The organism is Pseudomonas sp. P106(2024) (genome assembly GCF_057480815.1).
Genome location: NZ_JBLIYU010000001.1, coordinates 212,211 through 237,088 on the forward strand (window position 1 = coordinate 212,211; position 24,878 = coordinate 237,088).

The 24,878-nt window shown below is 61.9% G+C and carries 23 protein-coding genes and 2 pseudogenes; 8 read left to right on the top strand and 17 right to left on the bottom strand.

The genetic code is table 11. The annotated features are described in order from the left end of the window. Positions 1–99 precede the first annotated feature (99 nt). Positions 100–1,341 (top strand): MFS transporter, encoded by a 1,242-nt coding sequence (locus AC25M7_RS00880; protein ID WP_486970630.1) that lies wholly within the window; start codon positions 100–102, stop codon positions 1,339–1,341. Positions 1,342–1,373: 32 nt separating this feature from the next. Here AC25M7_RS00880 and AC25M7_RS00885 read toward each other — a convergent pair whose 3' ends face one another. Continuing rightward, positions 1,374–1,946 carry a DUF2780 domain-containing protein gene (locus AC25M7_RS00885; RefSeq protein WP_069015869.1) on the bottom strand — a complete coding sequence of 191 codons (573 nt, stop codon included), beginning with the start codon at positions 1,944–1,946 and terminating at the stop codon, positions 1,374–1,376. A gap of 212 nt (positions 1,947–2,158) precedes the next feature. Beyond that, positions 2,159–2,467 (bottom strand): hypothetical protein, encoded by a 309-nt coding sequence (locus AC25M7_RS00890; protein ID WP_236179587.1) that lies wholly within the window; start codon positions 2,465–2,467, stop codon positions 2,159–2,161. Between the two features lie 398 nt (positions 2,468–2,865). Between AC25M7_RS00890 and AC25M7_RS00895 the strand changes: the two genes are divergently transcribed. Together AC25M7_RS00895 and AC25M7_RS00900 are read left to right on the top strand one after the other, a co-directional pair. Next, on the top strand, positions 2,866–3,426 hold the full coding sequence (locus AC25M7_RS00895; RefSeq protein WP_486970631.1) for an RHS repeat-associated core domain-containing protein: 561 nt from the start codon (positions 2,866–2,868) through the stop codon (positions 3,424–3,426). A 344-nt stretch (positions 3,427–3,770) separates the two neighbouring features. After that, on the top strand, positions 3,771–4,598 hold the full coding sequence (locus AC25M7_RS00900) for an RHS repeat-associated core domain-containing protein (RefSeq protein ID WP_279152936.1): 828 nt from the start codon (positions 3,771–3,773) through the stop codon (positions 4,596–4,598). Between the two features lie 66 nt (positions 4,599–4,664). On the opposite strand, the gene fdhA is transcribed toward AC25M7_RS00900, so the two are convergent. The 7 genes from fdhA to AC25M7_RS00935 form a co-directional block, all read right to left on the bottom strand. Further along, complete coding sequence (gene fdhA, locus AC25M7_RS00905) at positions 4,665–5,864, bottom strand: formaldehyde dehydrogenase, glutathione-independent (RefSeq protein WP_011536143.1); 1,200 nt, start codon at positions 5,862–5,864, stop codon at positions 4,665–4,667. A gap of 289 nt (positions 5,865–6,153) precedes the next feature. Further along, positions 6,154–7,011, bottom strand: coding sequence for a formyltetrahydrofolate deformylase (purU, locus tag AC25M7_RS00910; protein WP_349738403.1), 858 nt, complete (start codon positions 7,009–7,011; stop codon positions 6,154–6,156). Positions 7,012–7,023: 12 nt separating this feature from the next. Next, positions 7,024–7,656 carry a sarcosine oxidase subunit gamma gene (locus tag AC25M7_RS00915; protein ID WP_028688433.1) on the bottom strand — a complete coding sequence of 211 codons (633 nt, stop codon included), beginning with the start codon at positions 7,654–7,656 and terminating at the stop codon, positions 7,024–7,026. Between the two features lie 92 nt (positions 7,657–7,748). Next, on the bottom strand, positions 7,749–10,766 hold the full coding sequence (locus AC25M7_RS00920; RefSeq protein WP_062359769.1) for a sarcosine oxidase subunit alpha: 3,018 nt from the start codon (positions 10,764–10,766) through the stop codon (positions 7,749–7,751). After that, positions 10,763–11,098, bottom strand: coding sequence for a sarcosine oxidase subunit delta (locus AC25M7_RS00925; protein ID WP_028688435.1), 336 nt, complete (start codon positions 11,096–11,098; stop codon positions 10,763–10,765). Before AC25M7_RS00925 ends, AC25M7_RS00920 begins: the two co-directional genes overlap by 4 nt. Positions 11,099–11,114: 16 nt before the next feature. After that, a complete protein-coding gene (locus AC25M7_RS00930; RefSeq protein ID WP_011536148.1) occupies positions 11,115–12,365 on the bottom strand; it encodes a sarcosine oxidase subunit beta family protein in 1,251 nt (416 codons plus the stop codon). A 15-nt stretch (positions 12,366–12,380) separates the two neighbouring features. Next, a complete protein-coding gene (locus tag AC25M7_RS00935) occupies positions 12,381–13,634 on the bottom strand; it encodes a serine hydroxymethyltransferase (protein ID WP_028688436.1) in 1,254 nt (417 codons plus the stop codon). 272 nt (positions 13,635–13,906) lie between these two features. On the opposite strand from AC25M7_RS00935, the gene AC25M7_RS00940 reads away from it, so the two are divergent. Further along, complete coding sequence (locus tag AC25M7_RS00940; RefSeq protein WP_486970632.1) at positions 13,907–14,947, top strand: threonine aldolase family protein; 1,041 nt, start codon at positions 13,907–13,909, stop codon at positions 14,945–14,947. A gap of 78 nt (positions 14,948–15,025) precedes the next feature. Here the strand turns inward: AC25M7_RS00940 and AC25M7_RS00945 are convergent, their stop codons facing one another. From AC25M7_RS00945 to AC25M7_RS00960, 4 genes and pseudogenes are all read right to left on the bottom strand, one after another. Next, positions 15,026–15,763, bottom strand: coding sequence for a methyl-accepting chemotaxis protein (locus AC25M7_RS00945; protein WP_372454740.1), 738 nt, complete (start codon positions 15,761–15,763; stop codon positions 15,026–15,028). A 126-nt stretch (positions 15,764–15,889) separates the two neighbouring features. Then, positions 15,890–16,963: pseudogene (locus AC25M7_RS00950) on the bottom strand (HAMP domain-containing protein); the annotation flags it as partial. Positions 16,964–17,098: 135 nt separating this feature from the next. Continuing rightward, positions 17,099–17,401, bottom strand: coding sequence for a cell division protein ZapA (locus AC25M7_RS00955; RefSeq protein ID WP_028688439.1), 303 nt, complete (start codon positions 17,399–17,401; stop codon positions 17,099–17,101). Beyond that, positions 17,398–17,628 (bottom strand): hypothetical protein, encoded by a 231-nt coding sequence (locus tag AC25M7_RS00960; protein WP_028688440.1) that lies wholly within the window; start codon positions 17,626–17,628, stop codon positions 17,398–17,400. The genes AC25M7_RS00955 and AC25M7_RS00960 overlap by 4 nt, the downstream gene beginning before the upstream one ends. A gap of 291 nt (positions 17,629–17,919) precedes the next feature. On the opposite strand from AC25M7_RS00960, the pseudogene AC25M7_RS00965 reads away from it, so the two are divergent. Beyond that, positions 17,920–18,675 (top strand): annotated as a pseudogene (locus AC25M7_RS00965) (MCP four helix bundle domain-containing protein); the annotation flags it as partial. Further along, positions 18,667–19,530, top strand: a complete 864-nt coding sequence (locus AC25M7_RS00970) for a methyl-accepting chemotaxis protein (RefSeq protein ID WP_372454741.1) — start codon at positions 18,667–18,669, stop codon at positions 19,528–19,530. The pseudogene AC25M7_RS00965 and the gene AC25M7_RS00970, both read left to right, overlap by 9 nt. A 55-nt stretch (positions 19,531–19,585) precedes the next feature. Here AC25M7_RS00970 and AC25M7_RS00975 read toward each other — a convergent pair whose 3' ends face one another. Next, the gene (locus AC25M7_RS00975; RefSeq protein ID WP_486970633.1) at positions 19,586–20,347 is read right to left on the bottom strand and encodes an RHS repeat-associated core domain-containing protein; all 762 of its coding nucleotides are present in this window, start codon (positions 20,345–20,347) and stop codon (positions 19,586–19,588) included. Between the two features lie 124 nt (positions 20,348–20,471). Continuing rightward, positions 20,472–21,572 carry a glycine-betaine demethylase subunit GbcB gene (gbcB, locus tag AC25M7_RS00980; RefSeq protein ID WP_028688442.1) on the bottom strand — a complete coding sequence of 367 codons (1,101 nt, stop codon included), beginning with the start codon at positions 21,570–21,572 and terminating at the stop codon, positions 20,472–20,474. Here gbcB and AC25M7_RS00985 point away from each other — a divergent pair. Further along, positions 21,571–21,798, top strand: a complete 228-nt coding sequence (locus AC25M7_RS00985; RefSeq protein ID WP_175406147.1) for a protein GbcA — start codon at positions 21,571–21,573, stop codon at positions 21,796–21,798. The genes gbcB and AC25M7_RS00985 overlap by 2 nt on opposite strands. Positions 21,799–21,869: 71 nt before the next feature. Next, positions 21,870–23,162, top strand: coding sequence for a glycine-betaine demethylase subunit GbcA (gbcA, locus tag AC25M7_RS00990; protein ID WP_486970634.1), 1,293 nt, complete (start codon positions 21,870–21,872; stop codon positions 23,160–23,162). A 150-nt stretch (positions 23,163–23,312) separates the two neighbouring features. Here gbcA and AC25M7_RS00995 read toward each other — a convergent pair whose 3' ends face one another. Together AC25M7_RS00995 and AC25M7_RS01000 are read right to left on the bottom strand one after the other, a co-directional pair. Continuing rightward, positions 23,313–24,056, bottom strand: coding sequence for an RHS repeat-associated core domain-containing protein (locus tag AC25M7_RS00995; RefSeq protein ID WP_051555597.1), 744 nt, complete (start codon positions 24,054–24,056; stop codon positions 23,313–23,315). Between the two features lie 6 nt (positions 24,057–24,062). Next, a complete protein-coding gene (locus AC25M7_RS01000) occupies positions 24,063–24,824 on the bottom strand; it encodes an RHS repeat-associated core domain-containing protein (protein WP_486970635.1) in 762 nt (253 codons plus the stop codon). Positions 24,825–24,878 lie beyond the last annotated feature (54 nt).

The window sequence follows — 24,878 nt, forward strand, 5'->3', positions numbered from 1 at the left end:
AACATCTTGAACGGGTCGAACAATATATTGGATCTAATCATTAGCCAGCTATATGCTTTTTTTACCGCAGCACCGGCCCCAGCGCCCGAGGTACCCTCCGTGAGATCCGTCGTAGTCCCCCTGCCTGCCGAACCCGAGCCTGTCGTCGACGATACCTGGATCGAGAAAGGCTCCCCCGCCTTCATGAAGACCGTGCTGGCCCTGTTCAGCGGTGGCTTCGCCACCTTTGCCCTGTTGTACTGCGTGCAGCCGATGATGCCGCTGCTGTCCCGGGAGTTTTCCATCAACGCCGCGCAGAGCAGCCTGGTGCTGTCGGTGTCCACCGCCATGCTGGCGTTCGGGCTGCTGGTCACCGGGCCGATCTCCGACCGCATCGGGCGCAAGCCGGTGATGGTCTTCGCCCTGCTCTGCGCCGCCCTGTCGACCCTGGCCAGCGCGGTGATGCCGAACTGGGAGCTGGTGCTGGCGACGCGCGCCCTGGTGGGTTTGTCGTTGAGCGGCCTGGCGGCGGTGGCGATGACCTACCTGAGCGAAGAGATCCACCCGCAGCACATCGGCCTGGCCATGGGCCTGTACATCGGTGGCAACGCCATCGGCGGCATGAGCGGGCGCCTGATCACCGGCGTGCTGATCGACTTTGTCAGCTGGCACACGGCGATGCTCACCATCGGCGGATTGGCCCTGGCAGCGGCGCTGGTGTTCTGGAAAGTGCTGCCCGAATCGCGCAACTTCCGGTCCCAGGCCCTGAATCCGCGCAGCCTGCTGGACGGCTTCGCCATGCACTTCAGGGACGCAGGGTTGCCCTGGCTGTTCCTCGAAGCCTTCCTGCTGATGGGCGCCTTCGTCACCCTGTTCAACTACATCGGCTACCGCCTGCTGGCTGGGCCCTATCACATGAACCAGGCGCTGGTCGGGTTGCTGTCGGTGGTTTACCTGTCGGGGATCTACAGTTCGGCGCAGGTCGGCGCCCTGGCCGACAGGCTGGGACGGCGCAAGGTGTTCTGGGCCAGCATCCTGGTGATGGCCGGGGGCCTGTTGATGACCCTGGCCACCCCATTGGCGATGATCATCGTCGGCATGCTGGTGTTCACCTTCGGCTTCTTCGGCGCGCACTCGGTGGCCAGCAGCTGGATCGGCCGCCGGGCGCTGAAGGCCAAGGGACAGGCGTCTTCGCTTTACCTGTTCTGCTACTACGCGGGATCAAGTGTCGCCGGGACTGCCGGCGGGGTGTTCTGGCACCGGTGGGGCTGGAACGGGACAGGGCTGTTCATTGCCAGCCTGCTGGCGGTCGCATTGCTGGTGGCGCTGCACCTGAGCAGGTTGGCGCCTAAGTCAGGCTGATCCCACGACCGCTCAGTGCCGGTGTCAGACGCTCAGACCGATGGCTGGCTCAACGGCGCAGGGGCGTTCCACAGGCTGCCCAGGTTCTGCAACAACGACCCGGCAATTCCTTGCTGCCCCAGGTACTGCAGGATCAACGGCGCGAACTGCCCGATCATCCCGGTATCCATGCCCAGCGCCTTGAAGGCGTTGTCCAGGTCGCTGCGGTTCTGCACCTCACCGCCCAGCGCGTTGCTCAGCGCCGAGCTGTTCTTGTCATTGCCGAGCAACTGCCCCAGGCCGCTCAGCCCGCCCAGCGCATTGGTACCCGACAGCAGGTCCAGCCCGGGCACGGCCTTGGTCAGTTGCCCATAGTCGTCGCCGCTGAGGTTGTTGCGCGCCAGCCCCAGCATCGCCCCGGCACCACCGATGGCCTGCTCTGGGGTGATCTTCAATTCGCTGCCCAAGGTGTTGAGGAGGTTGGCCTGGCCGGCCGGCGCCTGCACATGACCCTGTTGGTTCTGGTTCTGCATGGCCGAGACGGCGTTGGCCGCGTCGCTGAGGTTGAAGGCGAACACCGGGCTTGCGGCCAGGGTCATCAGGGTTGCCAGGGTGATTGCTTTCATCAGGAGGGACCTCGTCGGCCGGAATGGCCGGAAAACGAGGGATTGGACTGGAGCGCCGGGGGTTTGTTCCGGGCCGGCCATCGGTGTTCATCCCTGAGGCCCAATCGCTGGCAAGCCAGCTCCCACAGTGTATTGCGCAATAGCCTGAGACCTGCGCTGTACCTGTAGGAGCCGGCTTGCCGGCGATGGGCCGCACAGCGGCCCCGGCTATTTCAACCCGGCTGATAGAACCCCGAGGCAGGCACCTGCTTCAACGCCCCCACCAGCGCATCGACCTGCCCCCAGGCGACAGTCAAATGCTGCAGGCTGGACGCCTGGAGTTGCCTCAAATCGTCCTCGGTCGCCAGTTCCTGGGCGTGGTAACCGTCGGTATAGGCGATGAACATGAAATGGCAGACGTTCATCAGCACCTCTTCGATGGGCACGGCGCCTTCGAGGATGGCAGTGGAAAGGGATTGGCCGGGTGGGAGCTGGAATTTGGCGTGGAGGTTTTCGGGTGGGTCGGGGACGATTTTTTTCATAGAGGCACCATGCAGTGTTGGGTGCCACCCTTCCGCTTCCACACATCAGGGTGACAGCTGTACACGGGGTGGAAAGACCGGTGCATGGTGAACCCGGCAGGCCCAGAGACCTCCCGCGTACAGCCGTCATGACGACAACAACCATGCTAACCGCCGGGTTTCCACGCCCGATCGCTGAACCGACAGCGACCGGGAGAGCCTAGTGGGCAGGATTTCCCCAAACAATCAGACGTGTATCGACAGATTACGTAGGGTATTTCCTTTAACCTCATCGAGTCAGTGAGATACATCCTGTGAGCAGGTAGGACCCTTCTGCGTACCTGACATTTTTGCCAGTTGCTGAGCCCCCCCCTCCGTCGCAGAGTTATGTAAAGTCAAGCCAACGCCAGGGGTGCGACATGACACAGCGATTTATAAGAAGCTCAAAAACGGTGTTTTTGGCAACAGACCGGCAGGGATCTGTATTGCACCGGCATAAGCCGCAGGAGCAACACTCCTGCCCCTATACCGTATTCGGCTTCAGTCCTTTCAATGGCAGGACAAATTTGCTGGGCTTTACCGGCGTACACCGTGAAAAAAATGATACTTATTTACTTGGCAATGGTTACCGCGGTTACAACACCGAATTAATGCGCTTCAACTCGCCCGACAGCTGGTCCCCATTTGAGCGTGGAGGTCTGAATAGCTACGCATACTGCCAAGGTGACCCTGTTAACATGACAGACAGTTCCGGACACGCCCTCGACCTCAGCCTTTCCGGCAGAATAAACACTGCATGGAATATTGATAAGTCGTCCGGCTGGCCCGCATTGCTGCTCAATGACACCGTAGTCGAAGGAATTACAAAACACCTACCTGACACCGAAGCTAACAACTTAAAAAAACTGGCAAAAAAAAACCAAAATTATAGCCACCAAAAAATCAAACAAAGCCGCTTTCGAAAACATCACGAGCGATAACTATAGCGATTTTAGCGACGCGATTGATGAAGGCACGTTTTACATGAAAGGTGTTTCACTCGAAGCGGCAGAACACCGTATATTCGATCTCCGAATACAGCATTTAAAAAGCCTATGGGGCGATACTGAGGTCCCCCCTAGTGGTCGAAACGGACGCCGCCGCGCAATAGGGCGGCCAATTATCGAGCATCGCGAAGATAGCCTAGACAGGCTCGCCGCTCATAATGAAAGCGTTCAGCGCATACGGGACCAACGCGACATCCCATAGTTAATACCGAACCAGTGAGCATTACTAGACAGAAAGCACTCATGACGTAATACGGTGGCTATCTCAGGGAGGCAACATGACGAGAAAGTCTATGCTTATTACATCAGTAAAGGTGTTACTTGGCACAGACAAGAATGGATCTATAATCAGACATTCAAACTCGGCCCAAAGCACCATTTCTTATTCAGCTTTTGGCCACAGCCCGCTCAATAGCAGTGAACCCACACTATTGGGATTCAATGCTGAACACAGAGCGCGCTCAGGACTCTACCTGCTCGGAAATGGCTATCGGACGTATAACCCATCACTGATGCGCTTCAACTCACCAGACAGCTTTAGTCCATTCGATGACGGCGGGGTTAATGTGTACGCTTATGTACTAAATGACCCCATAAACAAAACCGACCCATCAGGCCACAAGCCGGTGCTACCGCTTTTAAACAGTCAGGGGGTGCTTGTTCTTTCGCAGCCCAGAAAGCTTCAACGTGATTCACTGCTCATAAAAGCTCACGGACTTCCAGGTGCAGTACGAGCTAACGACAAAACAATGAGCGCAGCACAATTCACCAACTTCCTATCAGACAATGAAATCAATGTAAAAAAATTCAAAAAAATTCATATCTCAATATGCGACTCAGCCACACCAGATGCCAATGGAAAAATATTCGCCCAGGAACTATCTAACATTTCAGGCCGTAAGGTAAAAGGCTATGAGGGGACGGTATTCGATTTGCGTAGCGAATATCCAAATACAGGAAAGATCGACCTAGAAATCCTTAAAACAGACCGCAGAGTAGCACTTACCGACGCTAACTTTGAAGTTAGCGAGACAGAACCTTTCAACTACAAACCCAGGACCTTCTTCCCCATGCAAGATAGCAATATCGACTTACGTAGGGACTAACCCGCAAAGTCACTGGCCGTTTTCAAAAAACCACAACGCCCCAAAAGGGGCGCTGTAGTTAACATCTTACGCCGCACTAAATGTCTTATGCGGATCAATCACAAACTTCTTCGGTACCCCTGCATCAAACTCCCCATACCCCTCCGGCGCCTGGTCCAGGCTGATCACCTGCACCCCCACCACTTCGGCGATATTGATGCGATCCCACATGATCGCCTGCATCAGCTGGCGGTTGTACTTCATGGTCGGGGTCTGCCCGGTGTGGAAGCTGTGGGACTTGGCCCAGCCCAGGCCGAAGCGGATGCTCAGGGCACCGATCTTGGCGGCGGCATCCACTGCGCCCGGATCCTCGGTCACGTACAGGCCCGGAATACCGATCTTGCCAGCCACGCGGGTCACCTGCATCAGCGAGTTGAGCACGGTGGCCGGGGCCTCGTGCTTGGCGCCTTCATGGCCATGGCCACGGGCCTCGAAGCCAACGGCATCGACGGCACAATCCACTTCCGGCTCACCGAGGATATCGATGATCTGCTCGTGCAGCGGAGTGTCCTTGGACAGGTCGACCACTTCGAAACCTTGCGACTTGGCATGGGCCAGCCGGGCCGGGTTGAGGTCGCCGACAATGACGCAGGCGGCGCCCAGCAGGCGGGCGGACGCGGCGGCGGCCAGGCCGACCGGGCCGGCACCCGCGACGTATACGGTGCTGCCCGGGCCGACACCGGCGGTGACGGCGCCGTGGTAACCGGTGGGGAGGATGTCGGACAGGCAGGTCAGGTCGCGGATCTTCTCCATGGCCTTGTCGCGGTCCGGCAGTTTCAGCAGGTTGAAGTCGGCGTAGGGCACCAGTACGTACTCGGCCTGGCCGCCGGTCCAGTCGCCCATGTCAACGTAACCGTAGGCACCACCGGCGCGGGCCGGGTTGACGGTGAGGCAGACGCCGGTGTGCATCTCCTTGCACGAGCGGCAGCGACCGCAGGCAACGTTGAAGGGTACCGACACCAGATCGCCGATTTTCAGGCGTTCGACGTCACGGCCCATTTCGACGATTTCACCGGTGATTTCATGACCCAGGACCAGGCCGACCTGGGCGGTGGTGCGGCCGCGGACCATGTGCTGGTCGGAGCCGCAGATGTTGGTGGAGACCACCTTGAGGATGACGCCGTGCTCGATCTTCTTGCCGCGCGGGTCCTGCATCTTGGGGTAGTCGATCTTCTGCACCTCGACCTTGCCCGCGCCGAGATACACCACTCCACGGTTACCAGACATGCTTCTTACCTCGCTTGATTTGTATTTATGCAGCGGTGGTGGAAAGCGCCGCCTTTCCGTGGGCGGCCTGTGTTACTGGAATGAAGGGAATTGTGGGCTGGATAGGAGGTGGGGCGGTGACTGGATGCGACAAGCAAATGCCTGTTCACGGCAGGCCAAAAGCCGGGGCCGCTGTGCGGCCCTTTCGCGACACAAGGCCGCTCCTACATGGCCAGCGCAACCCCTGAGACTTGCGCTGTACCTGTGGGAGCGGCCTTGTGTCGCGATGGGCTGCAAAGCAGCCCCAATGTCAAAGCACCACAGTCCGATTGGCGTTGAGGAACACCCGTCGCTCGATGTGATAACCCACAGCCCGCGCCAGGGTCAGGCACTCGATATCGCGCCCCTTGGCGATCAGGTCCTCGGGATAGTGCGTATGGTCAACCACCTCGACGCCCTGGGCGATGATCGGCCCTTCGTCCAGGTCGTTGTTAATGTAGTGCGCCGTGGCGCCAACCATCTTCACGCCCTTGTTGTAGGCCTGGTGATACGGTTTGGCGCCCTTGAAACCGGGCAGCAACGAGTGGTGGATGTTGATCGCCCAGCCATCCAGTCGCCGGCACAACTCCGGCGACAGCACCTGCATGTAGCGGGCGAGGATCACCAGCTCGGCGCCGCTCTCCTCGATCACCTGCAGCACCTTGCGCTCCTGCGCCGGCTTGTCGTTCGGATCGAGGGCGAAGTGGTAATAGGGGATCTTGTGCCAATGTGCCAGCGGCTCGAGGTCAGGATGGTTGGACACCACCGCAACCACGTCCATGGCCAGCTGGCCGATGCGCTGGCGGTACAGCAGGTCGTTAAGGCAGTGGTCGGCCTTGGACACCATGATCACCACCTTGGGGCGGTGATTCGGCGCGGTCAGCTCGAACGCCATGCCAAAGGCTTCGCTGCGCTCGGCCAGGCCTGCGCGAAAACCGTCCTCGTCGAAGCCATCGGGGGCACGGAACTCCACGCGAATGAAGAACCGCCCCGACAGCCGGTCATCGAAGGAATGGTGCTCGGTGACGTAGCAGCGTTGCTCGTAGAGATGACGCGTCACCACATCGACCGTGCCGAGCATGCTCGGGCAGTCGGCAGTGAGGATCCAGGTGTCCGGTGCCCGACTCATGGGTAATGCTCCTTACGCTTCAATGGCCAGGCCGTATTCGGCCGACGCGTCCTGCAGCCACAGCCACCAGTAGTCAGAGAAGCTGCGGCGGATCACCAGCTCCCAGGTGTCCTCGGCGGTGCGCCGGATCACCAGTTGCGACTTGGCGAACACGGTGCCAACGGCCTTGCCCACCGGGAAGTTGTTCGGGTGTACATCATAGCTGGTGGATTTCATCAGCACGTCGCGCACGTTCGGTCCGCGCAGCTCGAGCAGGGTCTGTCCGCCGCTGACGTTGACCACCTGGATATGCTGGCCGTCGAGGGCATCGCGCAGCTTCTGCTCGACGGCGAACTCCTGGCCGCCGGGGACAATCAGCAGCCACTCGTCCGGGCCCACCCATTGCAGCGACATCTCGCTGTTGGCGACCACGGTCAGAGCCACCGGCAGCTCCAGACCCAAGGCCTTGTGCACGCCGCCGGCGAAGGCCTGGTCATGGCCATTGCCACGGATAGTCAGGTGGCCGAGGAGTTTCTTCTCGCGCAGGGTCACGCCTGCGTTCTTGCGGCCCTTGCCGACCAGGCTGGCCAGGTCGGCGTGGTGCAGCGGCGACTGGGCCTTGGCATCGGAGCCTGGGTTTTGCTGGAAGACGTTGATAGCGCTCATTTCTTACCTGCCTTGAATTCTTGTGCGAGGAACCACGCTGACCTCGAGGGAGCGGGCTTGAGCGCTCCCTCGCAGATCCCGTCATCCTGGAATCAAACGTTCTGCCGCTCGCCCTTCGGATCGAAGAACACCGAAGACACGATCTCGGCCTCGATCACGCTGCCGTCGGCCTGGGGCGAATACACCCGCTCACCCAGGCGCTTGAGGCCGCCCTTGACCACGCCCATGGCGAACGAATAGCCCAGGGAGTTGGCCGCGTAGCTGGAGGTGACATGACCAACCATGTCCATCGGGATCGGTTGCTTGGGATCGAACACCAGCTGGGCGCCTTCCGGCAGCCACACGTTCGGGTCCACAGGCTTGAGGCCCACCAGCTGCTTGCGGTTCTCTCGCACGGTATCTTCACGGTTCATGCCGCGCAGGCCGATCCACGAGAAGGCCTTGTTGCGACCCACGCACCAGCTCATGTTGAGGTCGTCCGGGGTCATCGAGCCGTCGGTGTCCTGGCCGACGATGATGAAGCCCTTCTCGGCACGCAGCACGTGCATGGTCTCGGTGCCGTACGGGGTCAGGTTGTACTTCTTGCCCGCCTCGACAATCTGCTCCAGCACGCCCATGGCGTAGTTGGCCTGGACGTTGATCTCGTACGACAGCTCGCCGGTGAACGAGATGCGGAACACCCGTGCCGGCACGCCGCCAACCAGGCCTTCCTTCCAGCTCATGAACGGGAAGCCTTCCTTGTCCAGGTCGATGTCGCTGACCTCGGCCAGCAGCTTGCGGCTGTTGGGGCCGGACAGGGTCATGGTCGCCCAGTGGTCGGTGACCGAGGTGAAGTACACCTTCATCTCTGGCCATTCGGTCTGGTGGTAAAGCTCCAGCCACTGCAGCACACGGGCGGCGCCGCCGGTGGTGGTGGTCATGATGAAGTGGTTGTCGCCGACGCAGGCGGTCACGCCGTCGTCGAAGACCATGCCGTCTTCCTTGCACATCAGGCCGTAGCGGGCCTTGCCCACGTCGAGCTTGGTCCAGGCGTTGGTGTAGATGCGGTTGAGGAATTCGCGCGCGTCCGGGCCCTGGATGTCGATCTTGCCCAGGGTCGAGGCGTCCAGCAGGCCGACGCTGTCACGCACAGCCTTGCATTCGCGGGCCACGGCGGTGTGGATATCTTCGCCGGGCTTGGGGAAGTACCACGGGCGCTTCCACTGGCCGACGTCCTCGAACTCGGCGCCGTTCTTGATGTGCCAGGCATGCAGGGCGGTGAAGCGCACCGGCTCGAACAGGTGGCCGCAGTGCCGGCCCGCCACCGCGCCGAAGGTCACCGGCGTGTAGTTGGGGCGGAACATGGTGGTGCCCATTTCCGGGATGCCGATTCCGAGCGAGCGGGCGGCGATGGCCAGGCCGTTGATGTTGCCCAGCTTGCCCTGGTCGGTGCCGAAGCCCAGGGCGGTGTAGCGCTTGACGTGCTCGACCGACTCGAAGCCTTCGCGGGTGGCCAGCTCGATGGCGGCGGCGGTGACATCGTTCTGCTGGTCGACGAACTGCTTCGGCGCACGGGCGGTGCCCTTGTCGTGGGGCACCTGGAATAGTGCCACGGTGGCTTCTTCCTTGCGCGCCAGGGTTTTCGGCAGGGTGCCGACGCTGGCCTTGAAGCCGGCCTCGGTGGCGGCGCGAACACCGCCCTCGAAGCCGTCAGCGATCACATCGCCCAGGGCATAGACGCCGTTCACGCCACCGACGCACACGCGCTTCTGCGGTGCATCGCCCGGGACGAAGCCGAGGATGTCTTCACGCCAGACCGGGCGACCGCCCAGGTGCGAGGCCAGGTGGACCACTGGGCTGTAACCGCCGGAAGTCGCGATCAGGTCGCACTCGAGGGTTTCACCCGGGCTGGTAACCTTGTGCGCCTGCACATCGATGGCGGCCACGCGGGCGCCAGTGACGTGCTTGCTGCCCTTGGCCTCGATCACGGCGCTGGAGGTGAGGATACGGATACCTTTGGCGCGAGCCTCTTCGACCAGCGAACCGCGTGGGTTGTGGCGGGCATCGGCAATGGCGACCACCTGCAGACCCGCGTCGTGCCAGTCCAAAGCGCAGCGGTAGGCGTGGTCGTTGTTGGTCGACAGCACCAGCTTGCGGCCCGGCGCCACGCCATAGCGGCGCACGTAGGTGGACACGGCACCCGCCAGCATGTTGCCCGGCAGGTCGTTGTTGCCGTACACCAGCGGGCGCTCATGGGCGCCAGCAGCCAGGACCACACGGTTGGCGCGCACACGGTGCACGCGTTGGCGTACCTGGCCGATGGGCGCGCGGTCGCCGAGGTGGTCGGTCAGACGCTCGTGGATGGTCAGGAAGTTGTGGTCGTGGTAGCCGTTGACCGTGCTGCGTGGCAGCAGGGTGACTTCCGGCAGCGACTCCAGCTCGGCAACGACGGCATTGACCCAGTCGACGGCTGGTTTGCCATCAAGGGTTTCGCGGCTGTCGAGCAAGGTGCCGCCGAACTCCTCCTGCTCGTCCGCCAGGATCACCCGGGCGCCGCTGCGCGCGGCAGCCAGCGCAGCGGCCAGGCCAGCAGGGCCGGCGCCGACGATCAGCACGTCGCAGTGCTGGTTCATGTAGTCGTAGCTGTCCGGATCGTTCTGCAGCGGCGCACGGCCCAGGCCCGCCGCCTTGCGGATGTACTTCTCGTAGGTCATCCAGAACGACTTGGGGTACATGAAGGTCTTGTAGTAGAACCCGGGCGGCATCATGTTGCCGCCGACCTTGCCGATGATGCCCATCATGTCGTTGTTGACGTTCGGCCATCCGTTGGTGCTGGTGGCCACCAGGCCGGCATACAGGGCCTGCTGGGTGGCGCGCACGTTGGGGATCTGGGTGGCTTCGCTGGAGCCGATCTGCAGGATCGCGTTCGGCTCCTCGGTACCGGCGGCGATGATCCCGCGCGGGCGCGAGTATTTGAAGCTGCGCCCGACGATGTCGACGCCGTTGGCCAGCAGCGCGGCGGCCAGGGTGTCGCCGGCATAGCCCTGATAGGTCTTGCCGTTGAAGCTGAAGTTCAGCACCTTGCTGCGGTCGATACGGCCGCCGCTGGCGAGGCGATAGGTCTGGCTCATACTTTTTCCCCTTGGCCCTTGGCGGTCGCTGGCGCGGTGCTCTGTTTCGAGGCGGCGGTAACCTGAGGTTTCTCGCCGATTTTGTAGGTTTCCAGGATCTCGTAGGTCACGGTGTCGCGGGTGACGTTGAAGTACTGGCGACAGCCCGCGACGTGATCCCACAGTTCATGGTGGATGCCGCGCGGGTTGTCGCGGAAGAACATGTAGGTGCCCCACTCCTCGTCGGAGCAGGCGTTGGGGTCGAGTGGGCGGGCGATGTGCGCCTGGCCTGATGCGTGGAATTCTTCCTCGGAGCGCAGCTCGCCGCAGTGGGGACAGAAGATTTGCAACATGACGGTTGTCTCCGGGTCAGTGGGCGACGGCAGCGGCGCCGTGTTCGTCGATCAGCGCGCCGTTGTAGAAACGATCGATGGAGAAAGGCGCGGCCAGCGGGTGCATCTCGCCCTTGGCCAGGCTCGCGGCGAACACGTTGCCCGAGCCCGGGGTGGCCTTGAAGCCGCCGGTGCCCCAGCCGCAGTTGAAGAACATGTTCTTCACCGGGGTCTTGGAGATGATCGGGCAGGCGTCCGGCGTGGTGTCGACGATGCCGCCCCACTGGCGGTTCATGCGCACCCGGGAGAGGATCGGGAACATCTCGACGATCGCCTGCAGGGTGTGCTCGATGATTGGGTAGGAGCCGCGCTGGCCGTAGCCGACCCAGCCGTCGATACCGGCGCCGATCACCAGGTCGCCCTTGTCGGACTGGCTGATATAGCCGTGCACGGCGTTGGACATGATCACGCTGTCGATGATCGGTTTGATCGGCTCCGATACCAGTGCCTGCAGCGGGTGCGACTCCAGCGGCAGGCGGAAACCGGCCAGCTTGGCCATGTGCCCGGAGTTACCAGCGGTGACCACGCCGACGCGCTTGGCGCCGATGAAGCCCTTGTTGGTTTCGACACCGATCACGGCGCCATTCTCTTTACGGAAGCCAATCACCTCGGTCTGCTGGATCAGGTCCACGCCCAGGGCGTCGGCGGCACGGGCGAAGCCCCAGGCCACGGCATCGTGACGGGCCACGCCGCCACGGCGCTGTACGGTGGCACCGAGGATCGGGTAGCGGGTGTTCTTCGAGCAGTCCAGGTACGGGATCTCGGCCGCCACCTGCTCGGTACGGATCAGCTCGCCGTCCACGCCATTGAGGCGGTTGGCGTTGACCCGACGCTCGGAGTCGCGGATGTCCTGCAGGGTGTGGCACAGGTTGTAGACGCCGCGCTGGGAGAACATCACGTTGTAGTTGATGTCCTGCGACAGCCCCTCCCACAGTTTCATGGCGTGTTCATACAGGTGCGCCGACTCGTCCCACAGGTAGTTGGAACGCACGATGGTGGTGTTGCGGGCGGTGTTGCCGCCGCCCAGGTAGCCCTTCTCGACCACCGCCACGTTGGTGATACCGTGTTCCTTGGCCAGGTAGTAGGCAGTCGCCAGGCCATGGCCGCCACCGCCAACGATGACCACGTCGTAGACCTTCTTCGGCGTCGGCGTGCGCCACATGCGCTGCCAGTTCTCGTGGTGGCTGAGGGAGTGCTTGAAGAGGCCGAAGCCTGAATAACGTTGCATGGTGTTCTGCTCCACTCAGCGGTAGACCGGGAAGTCGGCGCACAGGGCGGCGACGTTCTTGGCCACATCGGCCTCGACATCGGCGTCGCCCAGGTTGTCCAGCACATCGCAGATCCAGCCGGCCAGCGCCACGCACTGGGCGACCTTGAAGCCGCGGGTGGTGACGGCCGGGGTGCCGATGCGCAGGCCCGAGGTGACGAACGGCGACTGCGGGTCATTGGGCACGGCGTTCTTGTTGACGGTGATATGAGCGCGGCCAAGGGCGGCGTCGGCGTCCTTGCCGGTCAGGCCCTGACGAATCAGGCTGACCAGGAACAGGTGGTTGTCGGTGCCGCCGGAGACCACGTCGTAGCCGCGGTCGATGAACACCTGGGCCATGGCCTGAGCGTTTTCGATGACCTGTTTCTGGTAGCTCTTGAACTCAGGCTCCAGCGCTTCCTTGAAGCACACCGCCTTGGCGGCGATCACGTGCATCAGCGGGCCACCCTGGGCGCCGGGGAACACGGCGGCGTTGAGCTTCTTCTCGATCTCTTCGTTGCTCTTGGCCAGGATCAGGCCACCACGCGGGCCGCGCAGGGTCTTGTGGGTGGTGGTGGTGACAACATCGGCGAAGGGGATCGGGTTCGGGTACAGGCCGGCGGCGACCAGGCCCGCGACGTGGGCCATGTCGACGAACAGCAGCGCGCCGACTTTATCGGCGATCTGGCGGAAACGTGGGAAATCGAGAGTCTTCGAGTAGGCCGAGAAACCGGCGACGATCATCTTCGGCTTGTGCTCGACGGCCAGGCGCTCGACTTCGTCGTAGTCGATCAGGCCGGTGGTGGTGTCGATGCCGTACTGCACGGCGTTGTACAGCTTGCCCGAGGACGACACCTTGGCACCGTGGGTCAGGTGGCCGCCATGGGCCAGGCTCATGCCCAGGATGGTATCGCCGGCTTGCAGCAGAGCCAGGTATACGGCGCCGTTGGCCGAGGAGCCGGAGTGCGGCTGGACGTTGGCGTAGTCGGCGCCGAACAGCTGCTTGGCGCGCTCGATGGCCAGCGCCTCGACCTTGTCGACGTGCTCGCAGCCGCCGTAGTAGCGCTTGCCCGGGTAGCCCTCGGCGTACTTGTTGGTCAGGCCGCTGCCCTGGGCCTGCATCACGCGCTTGCTGGTGTAGTTCTCCGAGGCGATCAGCTCGATGTGATCTTCCTGGCGCTGTTCCTCGGCATTCATCGCCGCCAGCAGTGCGTCGTCATAACCCTGGATCTGGTCTTGCTTGCTGAACATCGTGTATCTCCCGGCAGCGATCGTTTCTTGTCTGGTGAGGGTTTTCCCACCCTTTGCAGCGATGGTATGGCCGGGCACCGGGGCACAGATGCCTGCGCGCGCCTTGCAATGGCGCGTTTACGACATTGTTCAAGGCGCTGAGGAAAGTTGCGTGGGAGCGGCGGTGCGCCGCTTCTCCCAAGAGACCGCATCCGGCTCAAACAGCCTGTATAGGCAACCGCCAAATCGATGGTTTAGAGTGCGTTCCTGCGTCGTACAAAAGGACAGGCGTCATGATCGACAACAACCAACAATTCGCCAGCGACAACTACTCCGGCATCTGCCCCGAAGCCTGGGCCGCGATGGAAAAGGCCAACCAGGGCCACGAACGCGCCTACGGCGACGACCAGTGGACCGAACGCGCCTCGGAATACTTCCGCAAGCTGTTCGAGACCGACTGCGAGGTGTTCTTCGCCTTCAACGGCACCGCCGCCAACTCCCTGGCCCTGGCCTCGCTGTGCCAGAGCTACCACAGCGTGATCTGCTCCGAGACCGCCCACGTCGAGACCGACGAATGCGGCGCGCCGGAGTTCTTCTCCAACGGCTCCAAGCTGCTGACCGCCGCCAGCGTCAACGGCAAGCTGACGCCCCAGTCGATCCGCGAAGTGGCGCTCAAGCGCCAGGACATCCACTACCCCAAGCCCCGCGTGGTGACCATCACCCAGGCCACCGAAGTGGGCACGGTGTATCGCCCCAACGAGCTCAAGGCGATCAGCGCCACCTGCAAGGAACTGGGCCTGAACCTGCACATGGACGGCGCACGGTTCACCAATGCCTGCGCGTTCCTCGGCTGTTCGCCGGCCGAACTGACCTGGAAGGCCGGGGTCGATGTGCTGTGCTTCGGCGGCACCAAGAACGGCATGGCGGTGGGCGAGGCGATCCTGTTCTTCAACCGCGCCCTGGCCGAGGACTTCGACTACCGCTGCAAGCAGGCCGGGCAGTTGGCATCGAAGATGCGTTTCCTGTCGGCGCCATGGGTTGGTCTGCTAGAAGACGGCGCGTGGATGCGTCATGGCAAGCATGCCAACAACTGCGCGCAGCTGCTGGCATCGCTGGTGAGCGATTTGCCGGAGGTGGAGCTGATGTTCCCGGTGGAGGCCAACGGCGTGTTCCTGCAGATGCCGGAGCATGCGCTGGAAGTGCTGCGCAACAAGGGGTGGCGGTTCTATACCTTCATTGGCAGCGGTGGGGCGCGGTTCATGTGCTCGTGGGATACCCAGGAAGCACGGGTGCGTGAACTGGCGGCGGACATCCGCGCCATCTTTGCTGCCTGATATATCGTCATCACGGGGCAAGCCCGCTCCCACGAGCATTCCAAGCCTCTTGTGGGAGCGGGCTTGCCCCGCGATCAGCTAGAGGCGGAACCCACCCATCTGCCGCGCCAGGTCATCGGCCAGCCCACGCAACGCCTGGCACTCCTCGCGACACCCCTGCACTTCGCTGGCCGTCTGCCGCGCCAGGTCGGAAATCCCCTGCACCGTCCGGTTGATCTCCTCGGTCACCGCCGACTGTTCCTCGGTGGCGGTGGCCACCTGCTCGTTCATGCCGCTGATGCGCTCGACCTGATCGGTGATCGCACCGAGCGAGGTGCCGGTGCGCTGGCTTGACTCGACGCCGTTGCCGGTCGCCTGCTGCCCCGCCTGCATCGACGCCACGGCGGTGCCCGCGCCCTGTTTGAGGCGGTGGATCATCTGCTGCACCTCGTCGGTGGATACCTGGGTCCGCCGCGCCAGGGTCCGCACCTCATCGGCCACCACGGCGAACCCCCGGCCCATCTCACCGGCCCGTGCCGCTTCGATGGCGGCGTTGAGCGCCAGCAGGTTGGTCTGCTCGGAAATGCTGCGGATCACCGCCAGCACTTCGTCGATCGAGGCGACTTCGTCGGCCAGCTGCGTCACCGCCTCGGCGGCGCGGCCGATCTCCCCGGACATGCCTTCGATGTTGTGGATGGAACGGCGCACCACCTCCCGCGCCTGCAGCGCCTCGTCGCGCGCCGACTGCGAGGCATGGGCGGCGGAGCCGGCATTCTGGGCGATATCCTGCACGGTCAGGCCCATTTCGTGCACGGCGGTGGCGACCATCTCGGTCATTTCCTGCTGACGGCCCGAGCGCTCTGCGGTGTTGTCCACCACCAGGGTCACCTGCTCCACCGACCGGTGCAGGCGTTCGGTCGTACGCAGCACCTCGCCGATCAGACCGCGCTGGCTGTCGAGGAAGCGGTTGAAGCCACGGGCCAGGTCGCCCAGCTCGTCCTGGCGCGAGTCGTCCAGGCGATGGCTGAGGTCTCCCGCGCCACCGCCGATCTGCACCAATGCGGCGGTGACCTGGCGAATGGGCCGGACCAACCCGCGTGCCAACAGTACCACCAGCAACAGCGAAAGCAGCGCCACGCCGCCGCCGATCAGGCAGGTCTGCCAGATGGCCTGGCGGGCCTGGGCGTAGATCTCGGCTTCCGGCACCTCGGCTACCAGGGTCCAGTTCAGGTCTCGCAGGGGCAGGCCGAGGGCCAGGTAGTCCTTGCCATCACGCTGGAAACGGCTGCTGCGCAGGCCTTCACCGCCCACCAGCACGGCCTTGGCCGCCTCGACGTCCAGCTGCTCGGCAAGCTGGCGCTTGCCGCTGAACTGCTGGTCGGGATGGACCTGGATCAAGCCGTCATTGCGCACCAGGAACACTTTGCCGTGCTCGCCGAAACTGAAGTCGTGGATCAGCTTCGACAGCTCGGTCATGCGCAGGCCCATGCCGGCCACGCCGACCAGCTGGCCGTCCTTCTCGACCCGATAGTCGATGAACAGCGCCAGCTCGCCGGTGGAGCCGTCGATATCGATATTGATGAAGCGTTCGGCACCACTGTCGATGTAGCCGTAGAACCACTTGTCCTTGGGATTGGCGCGGCTGAGCGTGCGGTCCAGCCCCTTCTCGTTGTAGTAGTGGCCGGTGACAGTCGAGGCGAACAGAGTGGTGAAGGCGTGGTTGCGCTGCTTGGCCGCCTCCAGGTATTCGATGAAGCGCGGCAGCTCGGCCGGGGCCTCACCGGCGGCCAGCCAGTCGCGCAGGAGCGTGTTGCCGGCAATGTCCGCCGCCGCCGCCAGCGGCTGACCGAGCATGCGCTCGATATCGTTGCGAATGGCTTCGACGCTGGCCGGCAACGCCGTGTCCACCAGGTAGCGCTCGGTCAAGCGGTTGAGCGCCATCGTATAGATCGCCACCACCACCAGGATGCTCGCCAGCAGGGCGGCGCCCATGCTTGCGATCAGTTGCCACTGGATACTCCGCCGCCAGATGCGCATGTTCCACTCCCCGTTAATTATTGTTTTTCGGGAAGTGTATACACTTAAGTATCCAGTTGTTCCAGTGATCCGCGACACAACGGCCGCCCTAGTCGCGGGGCAAGCCTGCTACCAGTCGCCGCGCGATGGCGTCAGTCAGACGTCGGAGACGGCCTTGCTGATGGCATCGACCGTGGCGTCGATCTGCGCCTGGGTGCGCTCGAGGGTGCGGTCGTGCTCGCGCTGCAGTTCGATCTGCTTGGAGCACAAATTCAGGGCGGCCAGCACCAGCAGCTTGTCGCCGATCAGGGTCGGATAGTTGCGCTTGGTTTCGGCCAGGGCGACGTTGAGCATGCGCACGGCCTGGGAGAGGGTTTCTTCCTGGCCTTCGGGCGCCTTGAGCGAGTAGTCGTTACCCAGGATCGACACGACATTGACCGGCTGCGCTTGCAGTCTCATGCGTTCACGACACCCGCGCTGGCGCGCTCGACCAGGGCCTGGATGCGGGCGGCGGTGGCGCCGTGCTTCTCTTCCTGCTCCATCAGCGACAACTGCAGGCTGTCGTTCTCTTCCTTGGCCTGGGCCAGTTCCTGGCCGAGGCTGGCGTTTTGCTCGGCCAGTTGCGCGTTCTTGTGCATCAGGTCGCTGACCAGTTGCTCGAGTTGATTCAGGGAAGTTTCCAACATGCGTCTATCTCGGTTGTTGCAAAGGGCGCACACGATAAGGAAAAACTGCCGCCCCCGCCATTAAATATCGGATTCAAAAGGTGTTTGCCGGGTTCAGGTTGACCCAGGATCGGCTCCCTTGTTCCGACCTGGATCAACCGCTGGTCAGGAAAATAGTTAGCTGCCTCACAATTTTTGCCTGACGGACTCAAGACTGGCCGGTCACGACCGATAGGCAGGCAGGTCCTCTTCCGTCGCATGGATCGCGGCACCTCTTCTGCCTTGGGAACTGCCTCCATGTCCTTACGCAATATGAATATCGCGCCGCGCGCGCTGCTCGGGTTCGCCGTGATCGGCCTGCTTATGCTGGGCCTCGGCGTGTTCTCGCTGATCCAGATGGGCAACATCCGCCAGGCCGGCGTGACCATCGAGGAGATCAGCGTGCCCAGCATCAAGACCCTCGACGAGCTGACCGCGCTCAACCTGCGCCTGCGCACCCTGTCCTACCGCCTGCTGCTCAACCGCGAACCGGCCACCCAACAGGACACCCTGCGCCTGCTGGACGAGCGCAACGCACAGATCGACAAGGCCCGCCGCGCCTACGAGCCGCTGGTGACCGCCGCCGACGAGAAGGCCGCCTTCGACCAGTACGGCCTGCTGCTCAACCAGTACCGCCAGCTCGAGGCGCGCATGCGCACGCTGAGCCAGGCCGGCGATCTGGACGCCCTGCGCGACCTGCTCAACCGCGACCTGCTGGACAACTCCGAACAGATCAACAAGATCATGGACACCCTGGTGCGCATCAACACTGACCAGACCAGCGCCACCAATGCCCAGGCCGCCGACCAGTACAGCGGCGCCTTCGCCCTGGTGATCAGCCTGCTGGTGGCCGCCACGGTGCTGACCCTGCTGTTCGCCTTCCTGCTTACCCGCAGTATCGTCAAGCCCATCGACGAAGCGCTGCAGGCCGCCGAGCAGATCGCCGAGGGCGACCTGACCCACAGCATTCACGCCGAAGGCACCGACGAGGCGGCGCGGCTGCTCAAGGCCATGGCCAAGATGCAGGACAAGCTGCGCGACACCCTGCAGCTGATCGCCGGCTCCGCCACCCAGCTGGCCTCCGCCGCCGAGGAGCTGAACAGCGTCACCGACGAAAGCGCCCGTGGCCTGCAGCAGCAGAACAACGAGATCGAGCAGGCCGCCACTGCCGTCACCGAGATGACCAGCGCGGTCGAGGAAGTGGCGCGCAACGCGGTAAGCACCTCCGAGGCCTCCAGCGAAGCCAGCCGTTCGGCCGGCGATGGCCGCGACCTGGTGATGGAGACCGTGGGCGCCATCGAACGCATGAGCGGCGACGTACAGTCCACCGCCAAGCTGATCACCCACCTGGCCGAGCAGTCCCGCGATATCGGCAAGGTGCTCGACGTGATCCGCGGCCTGGCCGACCAGACCAACCTGCTGGCGCTCAACGCCGCCATCGAGGCCGCCCGCGCCGGCGAGGCCGGTCGTGGCTTCGCCGTGGTCGCCGACGAGGTGCGCGCACTGGCACATCGCACCCAGCAGTCCACCAGCGAGATCGAGCGGATGATCGGCAGCATCCAGGGCGGCACCGAGCAGGCCGTGGACTCGATGCGCACTAGCACCGAGCGCGCCGAGTCAACCCTGAACATCGCCCGTGGCGCGGGCCTGGCGCTGGACACCATCGCCGGTGCGGTGGCGCAGATCAACGAGCGCAACCTGGTGATTGCCAGTGCGGCGGAAGAACAGGCTCAGGTCGCCCGCGAGGTGGACCGCAACCTGGTGAACATCAACGACCTGTCGGTGCAGAGCGCTACCGGGGCACATCAGACCAGCGCGGCGAGTGCCGAGCTGTCGCGCCTGGCGGTTGACTTGAACGGCCTGGTGGCCCGCTTCCGTACCTGACCTTTACAGCCATAGCGAGGCAAGCCCGCGATTAACTGCCTCTAACCCAATGGCATCAGGTAGAGGCCCTGATGCCATTCATGGATCCACCCAGTGACACAATTTCGTGGTCAACCGTGGATACCTGAACGCTGGAAGCTCCATCGGTTGTCGACGGCGTACTTGTTTCTCTGCGCAGGCCCAGCACTGCCCTTACATTGGTGCTGACACTTTCCTTGACATACTGCCAGAGCTCCGCTCGGTTCTCCCAGACCGCCTTGGCAATCCGAGTTCCTGCCCCCGCTGCCAGCAGTGCGGTCCCGGCATTGGCAACATAGGTTGCCGCCCCCACCCCGGCCAACCCCAACCCTGCTGCCACCACACTGGTGGCGGAACCAGCCAGGGCAACCCGTGTGGCGTTCACCGCCAACGCCCCCTTGGGCTCTGGCCCCAACAACAACGCCAGCGGCGAGGCGGTATGCAATGCGATGGTCCCGGAGCGCTGAATGATCTGCGAGACCAAGGCAGAGTATCCGCCAGTCGGGTCAAGCCGGTTCACCGGATCTCCCGCACAATACATGTACGCGTTGATGCCGCCCTTGTCGAACGGACTCAACGTGTCAGGTTCTTGGAACCGCATCAAGGCAGGACTGTACCGACGGTGCCCATTGCCTAATGGATAGCGATCCATCTGGGCGTCACGAGGCTGTCCACAGAAACCTGTCATCGGGCTGATCGGTGACGTTAACGCCCCATAGGCGGTAAAGCCCCGATCGGAAAAACCAATGCCGCCAAGGGGGGTGTTCTGCTTGTCGCAGGCAAACAAGTAGGTAGGCATTGTCCACAATCCTTCGCCGTGAATTCCATCCGAAGATTGGCAGCGATGCGGCGCTAGTGGAACTGGCAAAAATATCAGGCACCCCATGTAACCCGGGCCGCTTTGCGGCCCCTGCGAATGTAGATCAATACTCGATCCGCACATCCCCCTTCGGCACGCTGCAGCACGACAGGATGTAACCCTCGGCCTCATCCTCCTCGGTGATCCCGCCGTTGTGCTCCATCTCCACCTCGCCGCCGAGCTTGAGTACCTTGCAGGTGCCGCAGATCCCCATGCCGCAGGCCTTGGGGATCATCAGCCCGACCTTGGCCGCCGCCGCATGCACGGTCTCGCCAGGGGCCACGCGGATGCTCTTGTCGCTACCGACGAACTCCACCAGGTTGAGGTCGGCCACATCCACTTCCGGCGCATCGGCAGCCGCTTCGGCATGCTCCACCGCGTCGGCCTTCGCCTCAGGCGGCGTCGCACCGAACGATTCCTCGTGATAATTCTTCATGTCGAAGCCGACCGCCTCGAGCATGCGCTTGACCGCGTTCATGTAGGGCGTCGGCCCGCAGCAGAAGATCACGCGCTCCAGGTAGTCCGGGGCAATCAGTTCCATCAGCCGCTGGTTCAGGTAACCGCGGTAACCGGCCCAGGGCTCACCCAACCCATGCTTTTCGCAGATGATGTGCAGGCTGAAATTGGGGATGCGCGAGGCCATCTGCTCCAGCTCGCGATGGTAGATGATGTCTTTCGGCGAGCGGGCGCTGTGCACGAACACCATGTCGACATTGGCGTTGGTGTCGTAGAACCAGCGGGCCATGGACATCACCGGGGTGATGCCGACGCCGCCGGACAGGTAAAGCGTCTTGCCCGCGGGGAAGTCGATGGCGTTGAACAACCCCACCGGCCCGTGCACCGGCAGTTCAGCGCCTTCATGCATGGTGTCGTGGAGGAAGTTGGACACCAGCCCACCCGGCACGCGCTTGACGGTGATGGAGAAGCTGTAGGGCACCGACGGCGAGCTGGAGATGGTGTACGAACGCATCACAGGCTTACCTTCGATCTCCAGTTCCAGGGTGACGAACTGCCCGGGCTTGAAGAAGAACATGATCGGCTGGTCGGCCATGAAGCAGAAGGTGCGCACGTCCCAGGTTTCCTGGATGACCTTGACGCAGCGCACGATGTGGCGGCCATTGGCCCAGGTCTGGGTGGTAACCGGATTGAGGAAGGTATCGGACATGTTCATCTCCAGCAGCCGACTGTCGGCCATTCTCATGGCTCCGATAATGCGCAAGCGCACCGCGCCGTACATTCCCATCCGCGACATCGGCGTGCTCATCGCGACCAGCCCCGCGCTACAAGGGTTGGCGCGTCGGAATTCGATGCGGCCATGTCGCCCGTGGATATGGTCATTTCCCGGCCCGGACGCACACTCCTCGGCAAAACAACAGGTTGTTTATCGCTAACAACAGCCTTGCGGCACTACAACAACGATTAGCCACTTCAGCCGGCCGCGCGCGGCCACGAGGACCACACGATGGACGTCACCGCAACCCTGAGCCTGGGCGATCCACTGGAACCTGCACGCAAGGCCACCGCCGAAATGCTGCAGACCCGCGAGCGCACCTACTCGCTGCCGCAGCCGTTCTACTGCGACGAGCGCTTGTTCCAGATCGACATGCAGGAGATCTTCCACAAGGAGTGGCTGATCGCCGGCATGGTTTGCGAGATCCCGACCAAGGGCAACTACATCACCCTGCAGATCGGCAAGAACCCGATCATCGTGATACGCGGCGCCGAAGGTAAGGTGCATGCCTTCCACAACGTCTGCCGCCACCGCGGCTCGCGCCTGTGCGTCAGCGACAAAGGCAAGGTGGCCAAGCTGGTCTGCCACTACCACCAGTGGACCTATGAGCTCGATGGCCGCCTGCTGTTCGCCGGCACCGAGATGGACGCCGACTTCGACATGAACCAGTACGGCCTCAAACCGGTGAACGTGAAGGTGGCCGGTGGCTACATCTTCATCAGCCTGGCCGAGAACCCGCCAGCCATCGACGAGTTCCTCGCCACCCTCGACCACTACATGGAACCGTACGACATGGAGAACACCAAGGTGGCGGTGCAGACCACCTTGATGGAGAAGGCCAACTGGAAACTGGTGCTGGAGAACAACCGCGAGTGCTACCACTGCAGTGGCTCACACCCCGAATTGCTGAAGACCCTGCTGGAATGGGACGACACCAACGACCCGCGCGCCAGCCAGGAATTCAAGGACCACGTGGCCGCCTCGGCCGCCGCCTGGGAAGCCGAGGGGATTCCGTACCTGCACAAGAGCCATGGCCTGCGTAACCGCATCGTGCGCATGCCACTGCTCAAGGGCACCGTGTCGATGACCATGGACGGCAAGCAGGCCTGCCAGAAGCTGATGGGCCGTATCAAGAATCCGGACCTAGGCTCAATGCGCATCCTGCACCTGCCGCATTCGTGGAACCACTGCATGGGCGACCATATGATCGTGTTCACCGTGTGGCCGATCAGCGCGCAGGAGACCATGGTCACCACCAAGTGGCTGGTGCACAAGGATGCGGTCGAGGGGGTTGATTACAACCCAGAGGAGATGCGCAAAGTATGGGATGCCACCAACGACCAGGATCGTCGGTTGGCGGAGGAGAACCAGCGGGGGATCAATTCTACCGCTTACCAGCCTGGCCCGTACTCCAAGACCTATGAGTTCGGGGTGGTGAACTTTATTGACTGGTACAGCCAACGCTTGCTTAACAATCTTGGTGCCGAGCCGGCGCCTTATCTAAAGGAAGTCATTTCTCAGTAACCCCAGGCCCTACGTGCTGCCTAGTACTGAACCAGCGGCAGGTAGGGCGTTCCACCTTCATCATGCGAAGATGCGGCTATAGCCCTGTCATCACTGGGATGGGGTGTAACGACTGCGGCAAGTTCCTCTTGCCAGATCAAACATCGCCTTTTACAGCCTGTTCAGTAGATCATCATTTTGCTCGGCCTGTCTCAACATATCGGCCTCACGACGCACATCGACTCGCCTATTTTTTTGTACCATTTTATAAATGTCTACACTTGCGATGAGAATCTCGATACCTGTCGCACCCAGACTTAAAACTGCGGCAGCGCCTTTCAAATTGTCGGCGGCACTCATTAGTCGATCGTAACTATCCTGCTCTTTTGGCGTCGTAGGGCCTGGTAGATTGCTTATAAGCTCAGACATCGCTGACAACGCCACTGCAGCCCCCTTGAAAGCGTAGGAAACATACTCGCCAACTTTTCTCGGTTCATACCACCCCTCCTCTGAACCGGTGATATAGCGCTTTACAAGCTTCTGACCAACATAAATTCCTTCCATGAATATTTTTACCGTCACGAGATTGTTCTTCGCGACGGTATAAAGCCATCGACCATTAGGATCGACATGATTTATGGGGTCGAGCGCGCAATAGGCATAAGCATTTATCCCCCCTTGGGAAAAAGGGCTTAATGCATCTGGAGAATGGAAGCGCATCAACCAGGGGTTATAGAAGCGGTGTCCGTTCCCGAGCGCATACGCCCCCTGGCCACGCTCACATAACTGACCTGTGAAACCCATCAGCGAAAAATATGCCTGCCTGTAGCCAAACGGCGTGTACCCACGACCCGAATTGAGATTCAAGGCACTCTTCTGCCTGTCAACTTCTAGAAGTACAGTAGCCTGTCTCATGGTGTGTCACCTGCCTGGGTAGACAAAATAATGCTCTTTTACTTGGCGAGGCGCTCCTGGATCATGGTGAACTGAAGAGCTAGAGGATTGACGAACCTGCACAGAAATTAGTGCGAGTGTGGGCGAAGTAGGCTGACTAGCTTGTGACTCTGGCTCCGATGACGTCGCTGATGTTGACTGCGAAAGCTTGGCGCTTTCATTATTAACTGTTACAAGAGACTTCTCGACCTCATGCCTTTTCAGCTGTAATTGCACCATCGACTCCCGAAGGCTTTTCTCTGCGGAACTTGGCGCTCCACGCGAGGGGCTACTCCTCAACAACCTTCCGCTTTTTTCAAGCTGTTCATCCAAGATACTTATTTCTTTTGTCAATTCTTTAGCCAGGCTTGCCAATGAAGCCAGTTGGAATTCAGATAGTGATATTTTTCGAGCAGGTTTCCGCACCCTCCCAGAGTCATCTCGATAATTGACTGGATCACCCTGACAGTACGCATAAGCATTTACTCCACCTCGCCCAAATGGACTCACCTGGTCGGCAGAATAAAAACGCATCAGCATGGGGCTGTATACACGATAACCATTTCCAAGCAGATACCCCCCCAAACAGCCGTCTCGCACTACTCCATCAAAACCCGTCAAGGTACCAGCGACTATTACCGGAGACGCGCCATATACCGTATAAGCAATGAATCGAGATCCGTCTCTAAGCATGGCGGCCAGGGCACTGTACTGAAGATCCGTCTGCAACAATGATGATGAAACGCTCATAGTCGGTACCTCGACAGGTCGAAACAGCACGAATAACCCGTAGTTGCGCCGAAG

Bases quoted from the DNA above. Each gene is read 5' to 3' on its own strand.
- AC25M7_RS00885 (WP_069015869.1), bottom strand. From the start codon at position 1,946: ATGAAAGCAATCACCCTGGCAACCCTGATGACCCTGGCCGCAAGCCCG.
- AC25M7_RS00890 (WP_236179587.1), bottom strand. From the start codon at position 2,467: ATGAAAAAAATCGTCCCCGACCCACCCGAAAACCTCCACGCCAAATTC.
- AC25M7_RS00895 (WP_486970631.1), top strand. From the start codon at position 2,866: ATGACACAGCGATTTATAAGAAGCTCAAAAACGGTGTTTTTGGCAACA.
- AC25M7_RS00900 (WP_279152936.1), top strand. From the start codon at position 3,771: ATGACGAGAAAGTCTATGCTTATTACATCAGTAAAGGTGTTACTTGGC.
- fdhA (WP_011536143.1), bottom strand. From the start codon at position 5,864: ATGTCTGGTAACCGTGGAGTGGTGTATCTCGGCGCGGGCAAGGTCGAG.
- purU (WP_349738403.1), bottom strand. From the start codon at position 7,011: ATGAGTCGGGCACCGGACACCTGGATCCTCACTGCCGACTGCCCGAGC.
- AC25M7_RS00915 (WP_028688433.1), bottom strand. From the start codon at position 7,656: ATGAGCGCTATCAACGTCTTCCAGCAAAACCCAGGCTCCGATGCCAAG.
- AC25M7_RS00920 (WP_062359769.1), bottom strand. From the start codon at position 10,766: ATGAGCCAGACCTATCGCCTCGCCAGCGGCGGCCGTATCGACCGCAGC.
- AC25M7_RS00925 (WP_028688435.1), bottom strand. From the start codon at position 11,098: ATGTTGCAAATCTTCTGTCCCCACTGCGGCGAGCTGCGCTCCGAGGAA.
- AC25M7_RS00930 (WP_011536148.1), bottom strand. From the start codon at position 12,365: ATGCAACGTTATTCAGGCTTCGGCCTCTTCAAGCACTCCCTCAGCCAC.
- AC25M7_RS00935 (WP_028688436.1), bottom strand. From the start codon at position 13,634: ATGTTCAGCAAGCAAGACCAGATCCAGGGTTATGACGACGCACTGCTG.
- AC25M7_RS00940 (WP_486970632.1), top strand. From the start codon at position 13,907: ATGATCGACAACAACCAACAATTCGCCAGCGACAACTACTCCGGCATC.
- AC25M7_RS00945 (WP_372454740.1), bottom strand. From the start codon at position 15,763: ATGACCGAGATGGTCGCCACCGCCGTGCACGAAATGGGCCTGACCGTG.
- AC25M7_RS00955 (WP_028688439.1), bottom strand. From the start codon at position 17,401: ATGAGACTGCAAGCGCAGCCGGTCAATGTCGTGTCGATCCTGGGTAAC.
- AC25M7_RS00960 (WP_028688440.1), bottom strand. From the start codon at position 17,628: ATGTTGGAAACTTCCCTGAATCAACTCGAGCAACTGGTCAGCGACCTG.
- AC25M7_RS00970 (WP_372454741.1), top strand. From the start codon at position 18,667: ATGCAGGACAAGCTGCGCGACACCCTGCAGCTGATCGCCGGCTCCGCC.
- AC25M7_RS00975 (WP_486970633.1), bottom strand. From the start codon at position 20,347: ATGCCTACCTACTTGTTTGCCTGCGACAAGCAGAACACCCCCCTTGGC.
- AC25M7_RS00985 (WP_175406147.1), top strand. From the start codon at position 21,571: ATGTTCATCTCCAGCAGCCGACTGTCGGCCATTCTCATGGCTCCGATA.
- gbcB (WP_028688442.1), bottom strand. From the start codon at position 21,572: ATGTCCGATACCTTCCTCAATCCGGTTACCACCCAGACCTGGGCCAAT.
- gbcA (WP_486970634.1), top strand. From the start codon at position 21,870: ATGGACGTCACCGCAACCCTGAGCCTGGGCGATCCACTGGAACCTGCA.
- AC25M7_RS00995 (WP_051555597.1), bottom strand. From the start codon at position 24,056: ATGAGACAGGCTACTGTACTTCTAGAAGTTGACAGGCAGAAGAGTGCC.
- AC25M7_RS01000 (WP_486970635.1), bottom strand. From the start codon at position 24,824: ATGAGCGTTTCATCATCATTGTTGCAGACGGATCTTCAGTACAGTGCC.